General features: G+C 67.0%; 12 protein-coding genes. 3 read left to right on the top strand and 9 right to left on the bottom strand.

Going from position 1 to position 14,714, the window contains the following annotated elements:
• Nucleotides 1-180 precede the first annotated feature (180 nt).
• Nucleotides 181-1,029, top strand: a complete 849-nt coding sequence (locus ACTT2I_RS18295) for an acid phosphatase (RefSeq protein ID WP_293979403.1) — start codon at nt 181-183, stop codon at nt 1,027-1,029.
• A 145-nt stretch (nt 1,030-1,174) separates the two neighbouring features.
• Here the strand turns inward: ACTT2I_RS18295 and ACTT2I_RS18290 are convergent, their stop codons facing one another.
• On the bottom strand, nt 1,175-3,442 hold the full coding sequence (locus ACTT2I_RS18290; protein ID WP_088435311.1) for a TonB-dependent receptor: 2,268 nt from the start codon (nt 3,440-3,442) through the stop codon (nt 1,175-1,177).
• A gap of 241 nt (nt 3,443-3,683) precedes the next feature.
• Between ACTT2I_RS18290 and ACTT2I_RS18285 the strand changes: the two genes are divergently transcribed.
• Nucleotides 3,684-4,682 carry a patatin-like phospholipase family protein gene (locus ACTT2I_RS18285; protein WP_293978914.1) on the top strand — a complete coding sequence of 333 codons (999 nt, stop codon included), beginning with the start codon at nt 3,684-3,686 and terminating at the stop codon, nt 4,680-4,682.
• Between the two features lie 107 nt (nt 4,683-4,789).
• Here ACTT2I_RS18285 and ACTT2I_RS18280 read toward each other — a convergent pair whose 3' ends face one another.
• Complete coding sequence (locus tag ACTT2I_RS18280) at nt 4,790-5,272, bottom strand: Lrp/AsnC family transcriptional regulator (protein ID WP_019184100.1); 483 nt, start codon at nt 5,270-5,272, stop codon at nt 4,790-4,792.
• Between the two features lie 127 nt (nt 5,273-5,399).
• Here ACTT2I_RS18280 and phhA point away from each other — a divergent pair, with 127 nt between their 5' ends.
• Nucleotides 5,400-6,296 carry a phenylalanine 4-monooxygenase gene (gene phhA, locus ACTT2I_RS18275; RefSeq protein WP_070472727.1) on the top strand — a complete coding sequence of 299 codons (897 nt, stop codon included), beginning with the start codon at nt 5,400-5,402 and terminating at the stop codon, nt 6,294-6,296.
• Between the two features lie 111 nt (nt 6,297-6,407).
• Here the strand turns inward: phhA and ACTT2I_RS18270 are convergent, their stop codons facing one another.
• The 7 genes from ACTT2I_RS18270 to ACTT2I_RS18240 all read right to left on the bottom strand — a co-directional run bounded on the left by ACTT2I_RS18270 (nt 6,408) and on the right by ACTT2I_RS18240 (nt 14,714).
• A complete protein-coding gene (locus ACTT2I_RS18270) occupies nt 6,408-7,511 on the bottom strand; it encodes a GDSL-type esterase/lipase family protein (RefSeq protein WP_443096737.1) in 1,104 nt (367 codons plus the stop codon).
• Between the two features lie 177 nt (nt 7,512-7,688).
• On the bottom strand, nt 7,689-8,444 hold the full coding sequence (gene kduD, locus ACTT2I_RS18265; protein ID WP_088435302.1) for a 2-dehydro-3-deoxy-D-gluconate 5-dehydrogenase KduD: 756 nt from the start codon (nt 8,442-8,444) through the stop codon (nt 7,689-7,691).
• A gap of 66 nt (nt 8,445-8,510) precedes the next feature.
• A complete protein-coding gene (kduI, locus tag ACTT2I_RS18260) occupies nt 8,511-9,359 on the bottom strand; it encodes a 5-dehydro-4-deoxy-D-glucuronate isomerase (RefSeq protein WP_088435301.1) in 849 nt (282 codons plus the stop codon).
• A gap of 220 nt (nt 9,360-9,579) precedes the next feature.
• Nucleotides 9,580-10,638 carry a LacI family DNA-binding transcriptional regulator gene (locus ACTT2I_RS18255; RefSeq protein WP_046274231.1) on the bottom strand — a complete coding sequence of 353 codons (1,059 nt, stop codon included), beginning with the start codon at nt 10,636-10,638 and terminating at the stop codon, nt 9,580-9,582.
• 43 nt (nt 10,639-10,681) lie between these two features.
• Nucleotides 10,682-12,262 carry a family 43 glycosylhydrolase gene (locus ACTT2I_RS18250; RefSeq protein WP_421100038.1) on the bottom strand — a complete coding sequence of 527 codons (1,581 nt, stop codon included), beginning with the start codon at nt 12,260-12,262 and terminating at the stop codon, nt 10,682-10,684.
• A 38-nt stretch (nt 12,263-12,300) separates the two neighbouring features.
• Nucleotides 12,301-13,458, bottom strand: a complete 1,158-nt coding sequence (gene pelA / locus ACTT2I_RS18245) for a pectate lyase (RefSeq protein WP_293983764.1) — start codon at nt 13,456-13,458, stop codon at nt 12,301-12,303.
• Nucleotides 13,431-14,714, bottom strand: coding sequence for a TRAP transporter large permease (locus ACTT2I_RS18240; RefSeq protein ID WP_293983767.1), 1,284 nt, complete (start codon nt 14,712-14,714; stop codon nt 13,431-13,433). Before ACTT2I_RS18240 ends, pelA begins: the two co-directional genes overlap by 28 nt.

Below are 14,714 nucleotides of genomic sequence, written 5' to 3'. Positions count from 1 at the left end.
GATGACGAACGATGGCGCCTTCGATGACGCTATGTCGTGCGCCCCATGAAATCCGTGAACCAGTCGCGGGTTTCCGTCATCCGGGACACGGCCATGCCGGATCTGGCCGGATGACGAACGGCCGCTGTCGTCGCCGGAGGAAGCTGCGATCATGCGGCTCCCCCTCTTCGAGACCTCCCGATGTCATCGTCCCTGCGCTCCGCTGCCATCCGCCCGATGCTGGTGACCGCCCTGCTCGCCGCCCTCGCCGGCTGCGCGTCAACGGCCGCACCGGGCACCACGCCGGTGGAAGCCTCGGTGACCACCAAGGCGGTCGGCTACCTGCAGGGCAGCGCCGTGCCGGACAGCCTGGCACTGGTACCGGCACCGCCGGCCGCCGGTTCGGCCGGCTTCGCACTGGACGAACAGGTCAGCCGTGAAGCCCGTGCGCTACGCGGCAGCCCGCGCTTCGAGCAGGCCCACCGTGACGCCGAGCTCGCCTTCCCGGCCGGTGCCAATCAGTTCTCCTGCGCGATCGATGTCGATGTGGATGCGGTGAAGACGCCGGCGCTGTACCGCCTGCTGGAACGCAGCCGGATCGATGCCAGCGCGGCCACCCGCACGGCGAAGAAGCACTACCAGCGCGCGCGGCCGTTCATGGTCAACAACGAACCCACCTGCTCGCCGGAAGACGAACAGGACCTGCGCGGCAACGGCTCCTATCCGTCCGGCCACACCTCGATCGGCTGGGCCTGGGCGCTGATCCTCTCGGAGATCGCCCCGGATCGTGCCGACGCAATCCAGGCACGCGGCCGCAACTATGGCGAGAGCCGTCTGGTCTGCAACGTGCATTGGCAGAGCGACATCCTCGAAGGCCGCTTCATGGGCGCGGCCGCGGTGGCACGCCTGCATGACAACGCCGCGTTCAACAGCGACCTGCTGGCCGCACGCAAGGAGATCGTGGCGGCGCGCAGGGCGGGGCTGCATTCGGCACGGGATTGCGCGGCCGAAGAGGCGGTGTTGAAGGTGCGGCCGGCGAGCGCGTTGTAAGGCGGGGGGGCAGCCGACCAACGGTCGGCTCTACCGAAGCGGCGAAATGGCAGAGGCCATCAACAGAAAACGGCGCGGACTTCTCCGCGCCGTTTTCGTTTTTCGCGATACCCACGCACGGTGGGAACCTACCGCATGACGTGCATCAGAACTTCGCGGTGAACTCCACGCCGAACGTGCGCGGCTCGTTGAGGAAGCCGGTCAGGTTGTTGAAGTCGATCGCGCCGACCACGCGGACCTGGTCGGTCAGGTTGCGGCCGTACACGGCCACGTCGTACTGGCCGTAATCCCAGTTGTAGCCCAGCCGCAGGCCCCCTTCCAGCGAGGAGCGGCTGCGGAACTCCGGCGACTCGTACAGGAAGAAGTTGACCGGGCTGCGGTAGGCCCAATCGGTGTAGACGTAGAACTCGCTGGCATCGTTGACCGGGAAGCCGGCGCGCAACGTCAGGTTGTGGATCCACTTCGGCGCCTGCGGGAGCGGGTTGCCGTTGACCAGCGCGTAGGTGCCGCCATCGATGACCGTGGTCGGGTCGGTGATGGTGCAGCCGCCGCCACAGATCGCCACCGCCAGATCCTTGTCCTTGATCTCGGTGTCGTTGTAGCTGCTGCCCAGGGTCAGCAGGACGTGGTCGGTCAGGTAGGCCTCGAAGTCGAGCTCGGCGCCCTGGCCGATGGTCTTGTCGGCGTTGAGCAGGGTCGCGGTGTTGTTGGTGCCACCCACGGCGATCAGCTGCTGGCCGTCGACGTTGTAGCGGAACACGTTGAAGCCCAGGCGTGCGCGGCGGTCGAACAGGTCGGCCTTGATGCCGGCTTCATACGAAATCACCTTCTCCGAATCCGCCTGCGAAACGCCACCGAAGGCCAGGCGACCCTGGATCGACGGTGCACGGAAGCCCTTGGCCACGCGGGCATACGCGTTGAGGTTGTCGGTGATCTGGTAGACGCCGCTGAGGTCCCAGCTGACGTCGTTGACGTCGGTCTTGGCGATGTACGGGCCGCTGACCGCGGTGCCGAACGGCACGGCCTGCAGCACGCTGGCGCTGAAGTCCTTCTTGTCCTGCGTGTAGCGCACGCCACCGCGCAGCTTGAAGCGCTCGGTCACGTCGAAATCGCCGGAGGCGAAGGCCGCCCACGCCTTGTTGCGCTGCTGCTGCACGGCGTGACCGGTCTGCGGATTGCCCGGGGTCAGCGAGTCGTAGTTGAAGCTGTCGATGGTGACGTCTTCATCGAAGTAGAAGACGCCGGCCTGCCAGTCGAAGCGGCCCCACTCATTGGATTCCACGCGGAATTCCTGGGTCCACTGGCGGTGGTGCGGCAGGCCATCGGCCGATTCGGAGGCGAACGGGATGTTGCCCGGGCCGTAGTTGCCAGCGCCCAGGAAGCTGGCACCGTAACCGCCGTCGATGTCACCGTGGTTGAGCGATTCGGCGGTCTCGTAACCGGTGATCGAGTGCAGGGTCACGCGGCCCAGGTCCCACTTCAGGCGCGCGCTGCCGCCCCAGGTTTCCAGGTCGGAGAAGTTCTGGCCATCGGTGGAGACGTCATCGCGGTCGAAGTTCTCGACCAGCTGGTTGGTGCCCGGCTTGATGATGTTGGCGCGGAACAGGCGCGCGGTGCCGTTGAGCTTGCGCTTGTGCAGGTTGAACAGCGCTTCGACGTCGTCGCCTTCGTACAGGAACTGCACGCGGGCGGCGGCTTCGTCATAGCCTTCGAAGCCCTGCGCCGGCGCGCCCTGGCGGGTATTGGTGACCCAGTCGTCGCGGCGCTGGTACAGCGCGGACACGCGCGCCGACCAGCGGTCGGTCAGCGGGCCACCGTAGGCGCCCTGCGTGTTCCAGGTGTTGTAGCTGCCGTAGGCGACCTTGATGTAGCCGTCAGCGTCCTGCGAGGGACGCGCCGAATCGAACTTGACCACGCCGGCCGGGGTGTTGCGGCCGAACAGGGTGCCCTGCGGGCCGCGCAGCACTTCCACACCGGCCAGGTCGAACAGCGGGAAGCCCTTCAGCAGCGGGCTTTCCTGCACCACATCGTCATACACCAGCGACACCGGCTGCGAGGCATTGAGGTCGAAATCGGTGTTGCCCAGGCCGCGGATGTAGAAACGCGGGAAGGCACGGCCGTAGGACGATTCGATGTTCAGGCTGGGCACACGCGCCGACAGGAAGCGGATGTCATCGCCGGCCGAACCGAGCACGTCGAGCTTTTCACCCTGGATGGCCGAGATCGAGACCGGCACGTCCTTGGCGTTTTCGACGCGGCGTTGCGCCGTGACCTGCAGCGTATCGAGGGCGACCGGATCCTTGGTGGCGGGGGCGTCCTGGGCTGCGGCCGTCAATGGCAGCAGGGCGGCAAGCGCGACAACGAGCGGGTGCACGGACGGGAAACGGCCGTGGGCAGTGCGGTTCGGGAACATGGCGTTTAGGCTGTGTTGGGAGGGGTGGTGGACCGGCGCTACCAGACAATTGTTGCAGTACAGCAACAGAGCCGCAAACAACCGCTATTCATTACCTCCTCCCGGGCCCGCGCGTTGTGACGGCGGTCGCGGCCTGACATCCCCGGTCATGGCCTGAATGCCCTGCCCGACGGCCCTGCCGGGTCCGCCAGCGCTTCGGTATGCTGGCGGCCCCTCGATGCCCATTCACGTTGCCACGCCGATGACCTCACTGCGCCGTACCCGCCTGACGCTGTCCGTTGCCCTGCTCGGCCTGCTGGCCGGTTGCGGCGGTGATCCCGTGCGCCCCACCCCGCCACCGGCCGCCGTGCCGGTGACCCCGGCCAAGCCGGTCAAGATCGGCATCGCGCTCGGCGGCGGCGCGGCCAAGGGCTTCGCCCATATCGGGGTGATCAAGATGCTGGAGGCCAACGGCTTCGAACCGGTGGTGGTGTCCGGCACCAGCGCCGGCAGCGTGGTCGGCGCGCTGTATGCCAGCGGCATGGACGCGTTCCAGATGCAGTCCAAGGCGGTCGCCCTGGATGAAGCCAGCATCCGCGACGTGCGCCTGTTCTCCGGCGGCCTGGTACAGGGCCAGAAGCTGCAGGACTACGTCAACGCGCAGGTCGACAACCGCCCCGCCGAAAAGCTGAGCAAGCCCTTCGCTGCGGTCGCCACCCAACTGGAAACCGGCGAGCGCACCGTGTTCGTGCGCGGCAACGTCGGCCAGGCGGTGCGCGCCTCCAGCAGCATCCCCGGCGTGTTCGAGCCGGTGAAGATCGGCAAGTACAACTACATCGACGGTGGCGTGGTCAGTCCGGTGCCGGTCGACGCGGCGCGCCAGCTCGGCGCGGACATCGTGATCGCCGTGGACATCTCCAGCAAGGCCAGCGGCAAGGCGCCGACCGGCATGCTCGGCATCGTCAACCAGTCGATCTCGATCATGGGCCAGCGCCTGGGCGAGCAGGAACTGGCGCGCGCAGACGTGATCATCCGGCCCAAGGTGCTGGACATCGGTGCGGCCGATTTCGGCCAGCGCAACAACGCGATCCTGGAAGGCGAGAAGGCCGCGATGGCGGCGATGCCGCAGATCCGCGCCAAGGTCCAGCAACTGCAGAAGGCGCGTGCCGCCGCGCTGGCCCCGCCGCCGGCCGCGCCCAAGTGCGATGAGCCCTCGCGTGTGGGCCGGCTGATGGGGCGCAAGGAAAAGTGCGAGGGCTGAAGCCCCGCCACCGGTAGAGCCGACCGTTGGTCGGCTGTTCCTGGCTCGGGTCTCCACGAAGCCGACCCACGGTCGGCTCTACCGTGCGATCGCGACGGCGATCTGCGTCATTCGAGCTGCGACAACGGCAGCGCCCGGAATTCCTTGACCGTGCGCAGCACGAAACTGGAATTGACGTCGGCCACGCCGGCGGCATTGAGCAGCTTGTCGAGCAGGAAGCTGGAGAAGTGCTCCAGGTCGCGCACATAGATGTGCAGCAGGTAGTCCATGTCGCCGGTGAGCGCGTGGCAGGCCACCACCTCGTCCCACTCCACCACGCTGTCGGCGAACACGCCGATGGCGTGCTGGTCGTGTTTCTCCAGCTGCACGCGGACGAAGGCCTGCAGGCCCAAGCCGATCTGACGCGGTTCAAGGCGGGCCCCATACCCGGCGATCACGCCCTCGCTTTCCAGCCGCTGGACCCGCCGCAGGCAGGCCGACGGGGACAGATTCACCCGGGCGGCGAGCTCGGCGTTGGTGGCACGCCCGTGTTGCTGGATTTCAGCCAGCAAGCGCAGATCCGTGCGGTCGAACTGGGCGTCTCCGGTCATTGCTGCCCCGCAACATGAGATGGACGCAATGATATTGCGCCAACAGGCCATATCCGCGCAACTTTGCAAACCTCTTGCGCGCGCCCTGCCCTAGCATCCACAGATGACTTCCCAGGAGACCACCACGATGGAAACCGCCACCGCCCCCCGCCGCGTCGAACACCAGCAGACCGACAAGGGATACGTGCCGGTCTATACCACTGCCATCGTGGAACAGCCCTGGGACAGCTACACCGCTGACGACCACGCCACCTGGAGCACCCTCTTCCAGCGCCAGCGCGAGCTGCTGGTCGGCCGGGCCAGCAAGGAGTTCCTGCACGCGCAGGACGAGATGGGCATGAGCGCGCACATGATCCCGCGCTTCGACCAGCTCAACGAAGTGCTGGGCGCCGCCACCGGCTGGACCCTGGTCGGGGTGGAAGGCCTGCTGCCGGAGCTCGATTTCTTCGATCACCTGGCCAACCGCCGCTTTCCGGTGACCTGGTGGATCCGCCGCCCGGACCAGATCGACTACATCGCCGAGCCGGACATGTTCCATGACCTGTTCGGGCACGTGCCGCTGCTGATGAACCCGGTCTTCGCCGATTACATGGCCGCTTACGGCCGCGGTGGCGTCAAGGCGCATGCAATCGGCCCGGAGGCACTGCAGCACCTCACCCGCCTGTACTGGTACACGGTGGAATTCGGGCTGATCAACACCGACGAGGGCCTGCGCATCTACGGCGCCGGCATTGTGTCGTCCAAGGGCGAGTCGCTGTACTCGCTGGAATCGGCCGCGCCGAACCGGATCGGTTTCGATCTGGAGCGGATCATGCGCACCCGCTACCGGATCGACACCTTCCAGAAGACCTACTTCGTCATCGACAGCTTCGAGCAGTTGATGCAGGCCACCGCGCCGGACTTCACCCCGATCTATGCCGCCCTGGAGGCCAAGGAGCACCTGCCGGCCGGTGAGGTGCAGGACGGTGACCGCGTGTTCCAGAAGGGCACGGGGGAAGGCTGGGAAGACGGCGGCGACGTGTGAGCGGTAGAGCCGATCGTTGTGCGATCGGTAGAGCCGGCCGTGGGTCGGCTGCCGTTCGAGCGACGTTGCGGCGGACGCCGTTGAGCGGGAGCAGCCGACCCACGGTCGGCTCTACCGCGGATACGCCAACAGCACCACCAGATCCGATTCGCCCACCTGCTGCAGGGCGTGCGAGCTCCCGGTTCGGGTCAGCAGCGCATCGCCGGCCGCCACGTCGTACTGCTTGCCGTCCAGCACGTAGCTGCCGCGCCCGCTGACGATGTAGTAGATCTCGTCCTTGTGCTGGGGGTGCAGGCCGATGCCTGCCCCTTTGTGCAGCACGCGCTTGCGCAGCACGAACGGGAGGTCGGTGTCCTCGGCGAAGAACGGATACGCCGTGGTCGGCCCCGCCCCTCCATGCGGACCCGGCTGACTCACGGCGATGTCGCGCTCGTGCACCACGCGCGAAGGCTTCGAGGCATCCGCGCCCTGCCCCGCACCGCGCACGTCGCAATCGATATCGCGCTTCAGCGCCGAGGTGAGTCCGGGCTGTAATGCCACCCAGTCGCGCATCACCAGGCACGCCACCGCCGTCGCACCGGCCACACTGAAGTGCGTGCCGTCGGCCTTGTTCTGCTCGGGCACGAACAGGAAATACGGCCGCGCGCCCTGCTCGCCCAGCGCGCGGATCCAGCGCGTGGAGCTTTCGTTGAGATCGATCAGCGCGACCTGTGCACGGCTGGCCAGCGCTTTCACCGCCTGGGTGTACGCGCCATGTGTATCCAGCAGCGACCCGAAGTCGTACAGCAGCCGCGCTACCGGGGTGATCAACACGGGCGTGGCGCCCTTGTCGCGGGCCAGCTGCACGTAACGCATCAGGAACTGCGGGTAGGCAACGGCAGGATCGGTATAGCGGGTGGGGTCTTCGAACTTGGCATCGTTGTGACCGAACTGGATCAGCAGCACGTCACCGCGCTGGAGCTCGGCGGCGATCGCATCCAGGCGCTTCTCATCGATGAAGCTGCGCGTGCTGCGGCCGCCCTTGGCGTGGTTGCGGACCTCCCACACGGCGGGATCGAGATAGCTCTGCAAGGCCTGGCCCCAGCCGGCCTGTGGCGCGCGCTCCGGGCCGTACTCGGCGGCGGTGGAATCCCCGGCAATGAAGATGCGGTGCGAGGCGCAGAGCGCGCTGGGGGCCGCCATCAGCAGCGACAAAGACAGCAGCAAACGCAACATGGTCATGCTCCTGGGTGGAGAGCTGCCGGCCAGCGGCCGGCGCTACCGGCGTGCATCTGGTGGAAAGCCCCCTGCGTCAGGGGGCGACCGCGAAGCGGTGAGGTCTGGATCCAACGATGGCTCGGGGCCCACGATCTGCAGCGCAGATCGTGGGCGCACCAGTGCGCCGCGATGGGGTTACCGGGCGAGCCAACCACCGTCGACCGGCAGGACCGCACCGTTGACGTAGTCCGAGGCGCTGGAGGCCAGGAACACCGCAGTGCCGCCGAGGTCTTCCGGAGTGCCCCAGCGCGCGGCCGGGATGCGGTCGAGGATGGACTTGTTGCGGTCCTCATCGGCGCGCAGCGCAGCGGTGTTGTCGGTGGCCATGTAGCCCGGGGCGATCGCGTTGACGTTGATGCCCTTGCTGGCCCACTCGTTGGCCAGCAGGCGGGTGATGCCGGCGATGCCGCTCTTGCTGGCGGTGTAGGACGGCACGCGGATACCGCCCTGGAAGGACAGCATCGAGGCGATGTTGATGATCTTGCCGCGGCCCTGGGCGATGAAATGCTTGCCGGCGGCCTGCGAGATGAAGAACGCGGACTTGATGTTGACGTTCATTACGTCGTCCCAGTCCTTTTCGCTGAACTCCACGGCATCGGCGCGGCGGATCAGGCCGGCGTTGTTGACCAGGATATCCAGGCCGCCCAGGCCGTCGATGGTTTCGCGGATGACGCGCTCGACCGGCTCGATGCTGATCAGGTTCGCTTCGATCGCCAGGCAGCGGCGACCCAGTGCGGTGATCTTCTCGATGGTTTCGGTGGGCGGCGCGATGCCGGCCACGGCGACGTCGGCACCGGCCTGCGCCAATGCGACCGCGATGCCCTGGCCCAGGCCGGTGTTGCCACCGGTGACGAGGGCGACCTTGCCTTCCAGACTGAACGGATTAGCCATTGCGTATGTGGTCCTTGTCCAATGCGTAACAGACGCCGCCGACGCGATGCCGGCGGCGCGTCGGGGTCACTTGAGCTGGCAGATGTCCAGCACGTGCATGTCGGTGTAATCCAGGTTCTCGCCGCCCATCGCCCAGATGAAGGCGTAGTTGCTGGTACCGGCGCCCATGTGGATGGACCACGGCGGCGACACCACGGCTTCGTTGTTCTGGATGACGATGTGGCGCTGCGCGTCCGGCTCGCCCATGAAGTGGTACACGCGGTCGTTCTGGCCCAGGTCGAAGTAGAAATAGACTTCGCTGCGGCGGTCGTGCAGGTGCGGCGGCATCGTGTTCCAGACGCTGCCCGGCTTGAGCACGGTCAGGCCCAGCAGCAGCTGCGAAGACTGGCAGGTGGCCGGCACGATGTACTGGTAGATGGTGCGCTCGTTGCTGGTTTCCAGCGCGCCACGGTCCAGCGCCACGGCGTCCTTGATCGACAGTGCCTTGGTCTCGAAGCGCGCATGCGCCGGGGTCGAGGCCAGGTAGAACTGCGCCGGGTTGGCCGCGTCATCGGAGGCGAACACGACGTCTTCGCTGCCCATGGCCACGTACAGGCCGTCCTTCGGACCGAGCGTGAACACGGTGCCGTCAACGGTGACGGTGCCGCTGCCGGCGCCGACATTGATCACGCCCAGCTCGCGGCGCTCCAGGAAAGCGTGGCCGGCAGCCGAGGCCGGTTCGGTCTGCTTGGGCAGCGAAACCGGGCCGTTGACCGGGGCCGCACCGCCGAGCACGAAGCGCTCGTAGTGGGTGTACTTCAGGGTCACCGCATCGGCGTTGAACAGACCATCGAGCAGATACAGATCGCGCAGGTCGTCATTGCTGGCGCCCTTGATGGCGTCGGGATGGGTGGCGTAATGGGTCTTGCAGTACATGGCGTCTCCAGAGCAGGGGTGGGGCGATGCGTCGGCCCCGGCGCGATTTCAAGTGATTGTAGCCATTTGGTAAACCGGTGTCATTTTGCAGCGCACGATAGGCCGGGGGCGGGCCTCGGCACGGTGTCCATGTCAGAAAAGCGGGGGTATCGGCAACCGTTTGCGCGGGTGCGTGGCGACGCGTTGATGATGAAGGCGCGTCATTGCCATCGCGGCGCGGTCAATCCTCGGGTGGCTGGCAGGAGTCGCGCACGATCAGGTGCGGGCGCACGCTGGCGTGCTGCATCACGGCCTGGCCATCGGGCTGGATCAGCATGGCCGCGGCGGTCCGGCCGGTGTCTCGCGTGTGGCGGCGCACCGAGGTCAGCGACGGCCACAGGCGCGACGCCAGTGGGCTGTCGTCGTAGCCGATGATCGAGAGCTGGCGCGGGATGTTGATGCCGGCGCGCAGGGCGACCTTGTAGATACCGGCGGCCATTTCATCGTTGCCGGTGAAGATGGCGGTCGGGCGCTGCTTGCCCAGCAGCAGTTTCTCGGCCGCGGCCACACCGGATTCGAAGGTGTAGCCGGCTTCGACGATGCGCGCCGGGGGCAGCTCGATGCCGCGCTTGGCCAGCGCATCGATGAAGCCGGCGGTGCGCTCGTGCGCAGAACGGTACGCACTCGGGCCGGTCACCAGGGCGATGTCGCGGTGGCCGAGCGACAGCAGGTAATCGGCCGCTTCAGCGGCACCGTCGCGATCGTGGGTGACCACCATCTGCGAGGTGTCATCCAGCGGCAGCGAGGCGATCCGGGTGAAGCGGCAGCCGATCTCATCGAGCATGTCCACCAGCGCCTGGTCTTCGGAGGCACGGGGCACCAGGATCACGCCGTGCAGCTTCTGCTGCTGCACGAAGCGGCGCACGCCTTCAATGTAGCCGGGGCTGCGCGAATCGCAGGGGTGCACGACCAGTTCGAAACTCGAGCCGCGCAGCGCATCCAGCGCGCCGTACTGCATGTCCACGATGTACTGGGCGGTCGGGTTGTCGTACACCATGCCGATCAGGAACGAGCGCCGGAAGGCCAGCCCGCGGGCCAGCGGGTCCGGCGTGTAACCGACCTCGCGCATCAGCGCTTCGACCTTCTCACGCGTGTCCTTGCGCACCAGGGGCGAGTTGTTGATGATCCGCGAAACGGTCTTCTTCGATACCCCGGACAGACGCGCGATGTCGTTGATCGTGGCGGCCTTGCCTTTGGTCAATCCGTGCGGCGACGGATCGGTTTTGCTGCGCAATGACATGTCGTTCAAACCGGGGATGAGTCAGGGGATTCTAGCGGGGAGCTCAATCGAGGGCGCGGTGGCGGAAATTCCGGAACTCGACCTTGCCGTCACCGGCAGCATAGATCGCCGGCTTCAGGGCCAGGAACTTGCCCGCCACATTGTGATGGTAGCCGGAGACTTCCATCTGAACCGGGTACTTCTGCCAGGTTTTACCGTCCGTGCTGGAGTGGAGGGTCACGATGTGACGGTTGTTGGTCACCCGCAGCCACAGCTTGCCGCCCTTGGTGCTGGGGGCCAGCCGGGTGGGGCGCTCCTCGCCGTAGCGGTGCATGATGAACTTCTCACCGTTGCTGCCCACGCCCACGTAGAGGCGGTCGCTGTAGTAGAGCAGGGCGCCGCCCACCGCACCCGGGGCGATCTCCATCTCGACCTCGAACTGGTAGGCCTTGTCGCCGGCGATGGCGGTCAGCGGCGAGCTGTCGCGCGGGGTGCTGCCCTTGCCCTGCACCACCAGGCCCTTGCCGGTGAACGCCAGGCGCTTGTACTCGTCCTGGGCCGGGTTGAAGAAGGACCACTGCGCGCCGAGGGTCTTGCCGCGGAAGTCATCGGACAACGCCATGCCGTGCTGGCCTACCGATGTGCCCGAAGGCATGGCCAGCGGCTGGCCGAGGTCGCCGCCCTTGGCCACGAACCAGCCATCGGCGGTCCATTCGATCGGCTCCAGCAGGGCCTGGCGGCCCAGCGTCCAGTACCCGTTCTCGTAGCCGTGATACATCATCCACCAGCGCCCGTCGGTGCCTTCGATCACCGTGGCATGGCCGCGCGACCACCACGGCTCGGCGGCCGACCGGGTGCGCATGATCGGGTTGTTCGGTGCGTTCACCCAGGGGCCATGGATCGAGCGCGAGCGCGCGGTGATCACCATGTGCCCGGTGGGCGGGCCAGCGGTGCCGCCCACGGCGGTGGTCATGTAGTACCAGCCATCGCGGACATTGATCTTCGGACCCTCCTGCGCATAGGCCTCCACGTCCCAGCTTTCCGGGTATTTCCAGCCGTCGTAGACGTGCTTGGGGGTACCGACCACGCTCAGGCCGTCGTCGGCCAGCTGCACGTAGTCGCCGCCGCTGAGGAACAGGTAGCGCTTGCCGTCTTCGCCCACCGCATGGCCGGGATCGATGTAGCTGCCCAGGCCGATGTCGATCGGCTCGCTCCACGGACCCTTGATGCTGTCGGCCCAGACCACGAAGTTGCTGCGGGTCTCACCGGTGCGGGCGGGGAAGTAGATGTAGTAGCGGCTGCCGTGCTTGACGATGTCCGGTGCCCAGATCGCCCCCACGTTCCTGGTGATGGCATGGCCCAGCGGCTGCCAGTTGACCAGGTCGCGCGAGTGCCAGATCGGCAGGCCGGGGTAGGCATCGAACGAAGACAGGGTGAGGTAGTAGTCGTCGCCATCCTTGAGCACGGAAGGGTCCGGACGGTCGCCTGCGAACACCGGATTGAGGAAAGTGCCGTTGCCCAGATCGGCCTGGCGCTGGTTCTCGATCCCGCGCTTCCAGGCGGTGGACGGCTCGGCGGCGTGGCCGGCACCGGCCAGCAGCAGGCAGGCGGTGGCAAAGCTCGCCAGGGTCTTCCTCAGGTGCATCGTCTCTCTCCCTTGAACGTATCGTGGGCCGGCCGCGCTCAGCGCGCCCCGGTCCCGGCAGGACGCTGTCGCCAGCGTGGGTACTCGGTGGTGATCAGGGCCTGCGGCCAAGTGCCGTACCAGTGATAACCGGTGCGGCGCTCGCGCGGAATCTGATCGAAGGTGGCCACGCGTTCGCCCTCCCGGTTGGCCAGCAGCACCGAGCTGTCGCGCAGGTCATGGAAGCGCCCCCACAGCAGCGGGGCGCCCGGATCGGCGACCAGGCGGCGATCCACCGTGGTGCGATGGAACTGGAACTGTTCCGGTGTGGTCTGGAACGTCTCCAGCCGCCAGCCGGTCAGCGCGTGCGCCTGGAACCACGCCATGGCGGCGTTGACCGCGGCGACCACTTCCGGCGATGGATCCGGAATCGACATCAGGTAGCGGACCACGCCGACACTCTCGTCGGTGACCAGCGCCGGCAGTTCGAATTTCCGACCCTGCGCGGGCAGCAAGGTGGTGCGGTCGTACTGCCCGGCCCAGATCGTCGGCACGCCACCCTGGCGCACCTGCAGGCGCAGCAGGCACGCATCGCCTGCGGTGACGGCGGCGTCCACGCGCGCGCGTTGATCGGAGGTGATGAAACCGAACACCGGCTCACGCTGGATGCGCCGCAACGTGGTCAGCACGCCGCTGGTGACATCGTCGGCGAAGGTGATGTGGCCGTGATACGAGGTGCGCGAGGGCACCGAGTGCGGCCAGCCGCCACACGTTGGAATCTGCTCGGCGAGGATGAAGTCCAGGCCGCGCACGGCCGCGTCGCGATAGCGGCTATCCCCGCTGCGCGCGAAGGCCTCGGCCAGGTAGCTGACCTGGGTGTAGATGTTGCGGTTGTCGAAGCTGCCGCCGGGCGTGGCCTGGTCGGCCAGTGCCTGGGCCTGGGCGGCCTGGTCGAGGATCCGCTGTGGATCCTGGTTGACCGCCCAGCCACCCCCACGACGCTGCAGCGCGACAAGGTTGTCGGCGATCTGCCGGTACTGATCGGGCGACCAGCGCGGGTAGTCCGTGCCGTGCCCACTCTGCCAGTGGTTGATGCCGTCCTGGAAGCCGCGCAGCGCGATGTCCTGGCCCTGCGCCATGACGGCGCAGGGTAGGGCGATCCACAGCAGGGCTGCCAGCCGCCGCACGCTTACGCGCGCAGCAGGGCGGGCAGCCACAGCGACATTTCCGGGAAGAAGGTGACGATCAGCAGCACGCCCAGCGCGGCGAACCAGAACGGCCAGATCGAGCGCATGCTCTCACCGACGCTGATCTTGCCGATCGCGGTACCGATGAACAGCACCGAGCCCACCGGCGGCGTCACCAGGCCCAGGCCACCGGTCAGCACCAGCACCAGGCCGAAGTGGATCGGATCGATGCCGTAGGCCTTGGCCACCGGCAGGAAGATCGGCGTGCAGATCAGGATCATCGGCGCCAGGTCCATGAAGGTGCCCAGCAGCAACAGCATGACCACGATCATCAACAGCACCATGAACTGGCTGTGCGCGAACGACTGCAGGAAGTTGACCGCCGCCGAGGGCACTTCCAGATACGCCAGCAGCCAGCCGAACACCGCCGCGGTCGCGATCACGAACAGGATCACGCCGGTGCTGCGCGCGGCATGGGTGACCGTGCCGAGGAACTCGCGCCAGTCCAGCTGGCGATACAGCACGGTGGTCACCAGCAGCGCGTAGACCACGGCGATCGCAGCACTCTCCACCGCGGTGAAGATGCCCGCACGGATGCCGATGAAGATCAGCGCGACCAGGCCCAGGCCGGGCAGGGCCGAGACCAGCCGCAGCAGCACGGCGCGCCAGCCCGGGAAGATCTCCACACCGTAACCGCGGCGGCGTGCCACCACGTAGCCGGTGACCATCAGCGCGACGGTCATCAGCAATGCCGGCACGATGCCCGCGGCGAACAGATCGGCGATCGACAGGCCACCACCGGCCGCGGCAGAGAACAGGATCAGGTTGTGCGAGGGCGGCACCAGCAGTGCGACCAGCGCCGCGGTGATGCTGACGTTGACCGCGAAGTCTCGGTCGTAACCGCGCTTGACCATCTGCGGAATCATCGTGCCGCCGACCGCCGAGACATCGGCGATGGCCGAACCGGACACACCGCCGAAGAACAGCGAGGACAGGATCGAGACCTGGCCCAGGCCACCACGCATGCGCCCGACCAGCGAGGACGCCAGCGAGATCAGGCGCTCGGAGATGCCACCGCGCATCATGATTTCGCCGGCGAAGATGAACAATGGAATGGCGATCAGCGAGGCCGAGCCGGTGCCGGCCGAGATCTGCTGGACCAGTACCAGCGTCGGCAGATCCAGATACCACAGGGTGGCCAGGGCAGCAGCGGCGAGTGCGAACGCGACCGGCACGCCGAGCAGCAACAGCACCGCGAACACGGTGAAAAGAATGGTGATACCCAT

This window comes from Stenotrophomonas sp. PUT21, from assembly GCF_052232875.1.
GTDB lineage: Bacteria > Pseudomonadota > Gammaproteobacteria > Xanthomonadales > Xanthomonadaceae > Stenotrophomonas > Stenotrophomonas maltophilia_N.
Note: the sequence above shows the minus strand (reverse complement) of the source record. Positions and strands in the feature narration are given on the sequence as shown.

Coding starts and splice junctions, on each gene's coding strand:
- ACTT2I_RS18295 (WP_293979403.1), top strand. CDS start 181: ATGTCATCGTCCCTGCGCTCCGCTGCCATCCGCCCGATGCTGGTGACC.
- ACTT2I_RS18290 (WP_088435311.1), bottom strand. CDS start 3,442: ATGTTCCCGAACCGCACTGCCCACGGCCGTTTCCCGTCCGTGCACCCG.
- ACTT2I_RS18285 (WP_293978914.1), top strand. CDS start 3,684: ATGACCTCACTGCGCCGTACCCGCCTGACGCTGTCCGTTGCCCTGCTC.
- ACTT2I_RS18280 (WP_019184100.1), bottom strand. CDS start 5,272: ATGACCGGAGACGCCCAGTTCGACCGCACGGATCTGCGCTTGCTGGCT.
- phhA (WP_070472727.1), top strand. CDS start 5,400: ATGGAAACCGCCACCGCCCCCCGCCGCGTCGAACACCAGCAGACCGAC.
- ACTT2I_RS18270 (WP_443096737.1), bottom strand. CDS start 7,511: ATGTTGCGTTTGCTGCTGTCTTTGTCGCTGCTGATGGCGGCCCCCAGC.
- kduD (WP_088435302.1), bottom strand. CDS start 8,444: ATGGCTAATCCGTTCAGTCTGGAAGGCAAGGTCGCCCTCGTCACCGGT.
- kduI (WP_088435301.1), bottom strand. CDS start 9,359: ATGTACTGCAAGACCCATTACGCCACCCATCCCGACGCCATCAAGGGC.
- ACTT2I_RS18255 (WP_046274231.1), bottom strand. CDS start 10,638: ATGTCATTGCGCAGCAAAACCGATCCGTCGCCGCACGGATTGACCAAA.
- ACTT2I_RS18250 (WP_421100038.1), bottom strand. CDS start 12,262: ATGCACCTGAGGAAGACCCTGGCGAGCTTTGCCACCGCCTGCCTGCTG.
- ACTT2I_RS18240 (WP_293983767.1), bottom strand. CDS start 14,714: ATGGGTATCACCATTCTTTTCACCGTGTTCGCGGTGCTGTTGCTGCTC.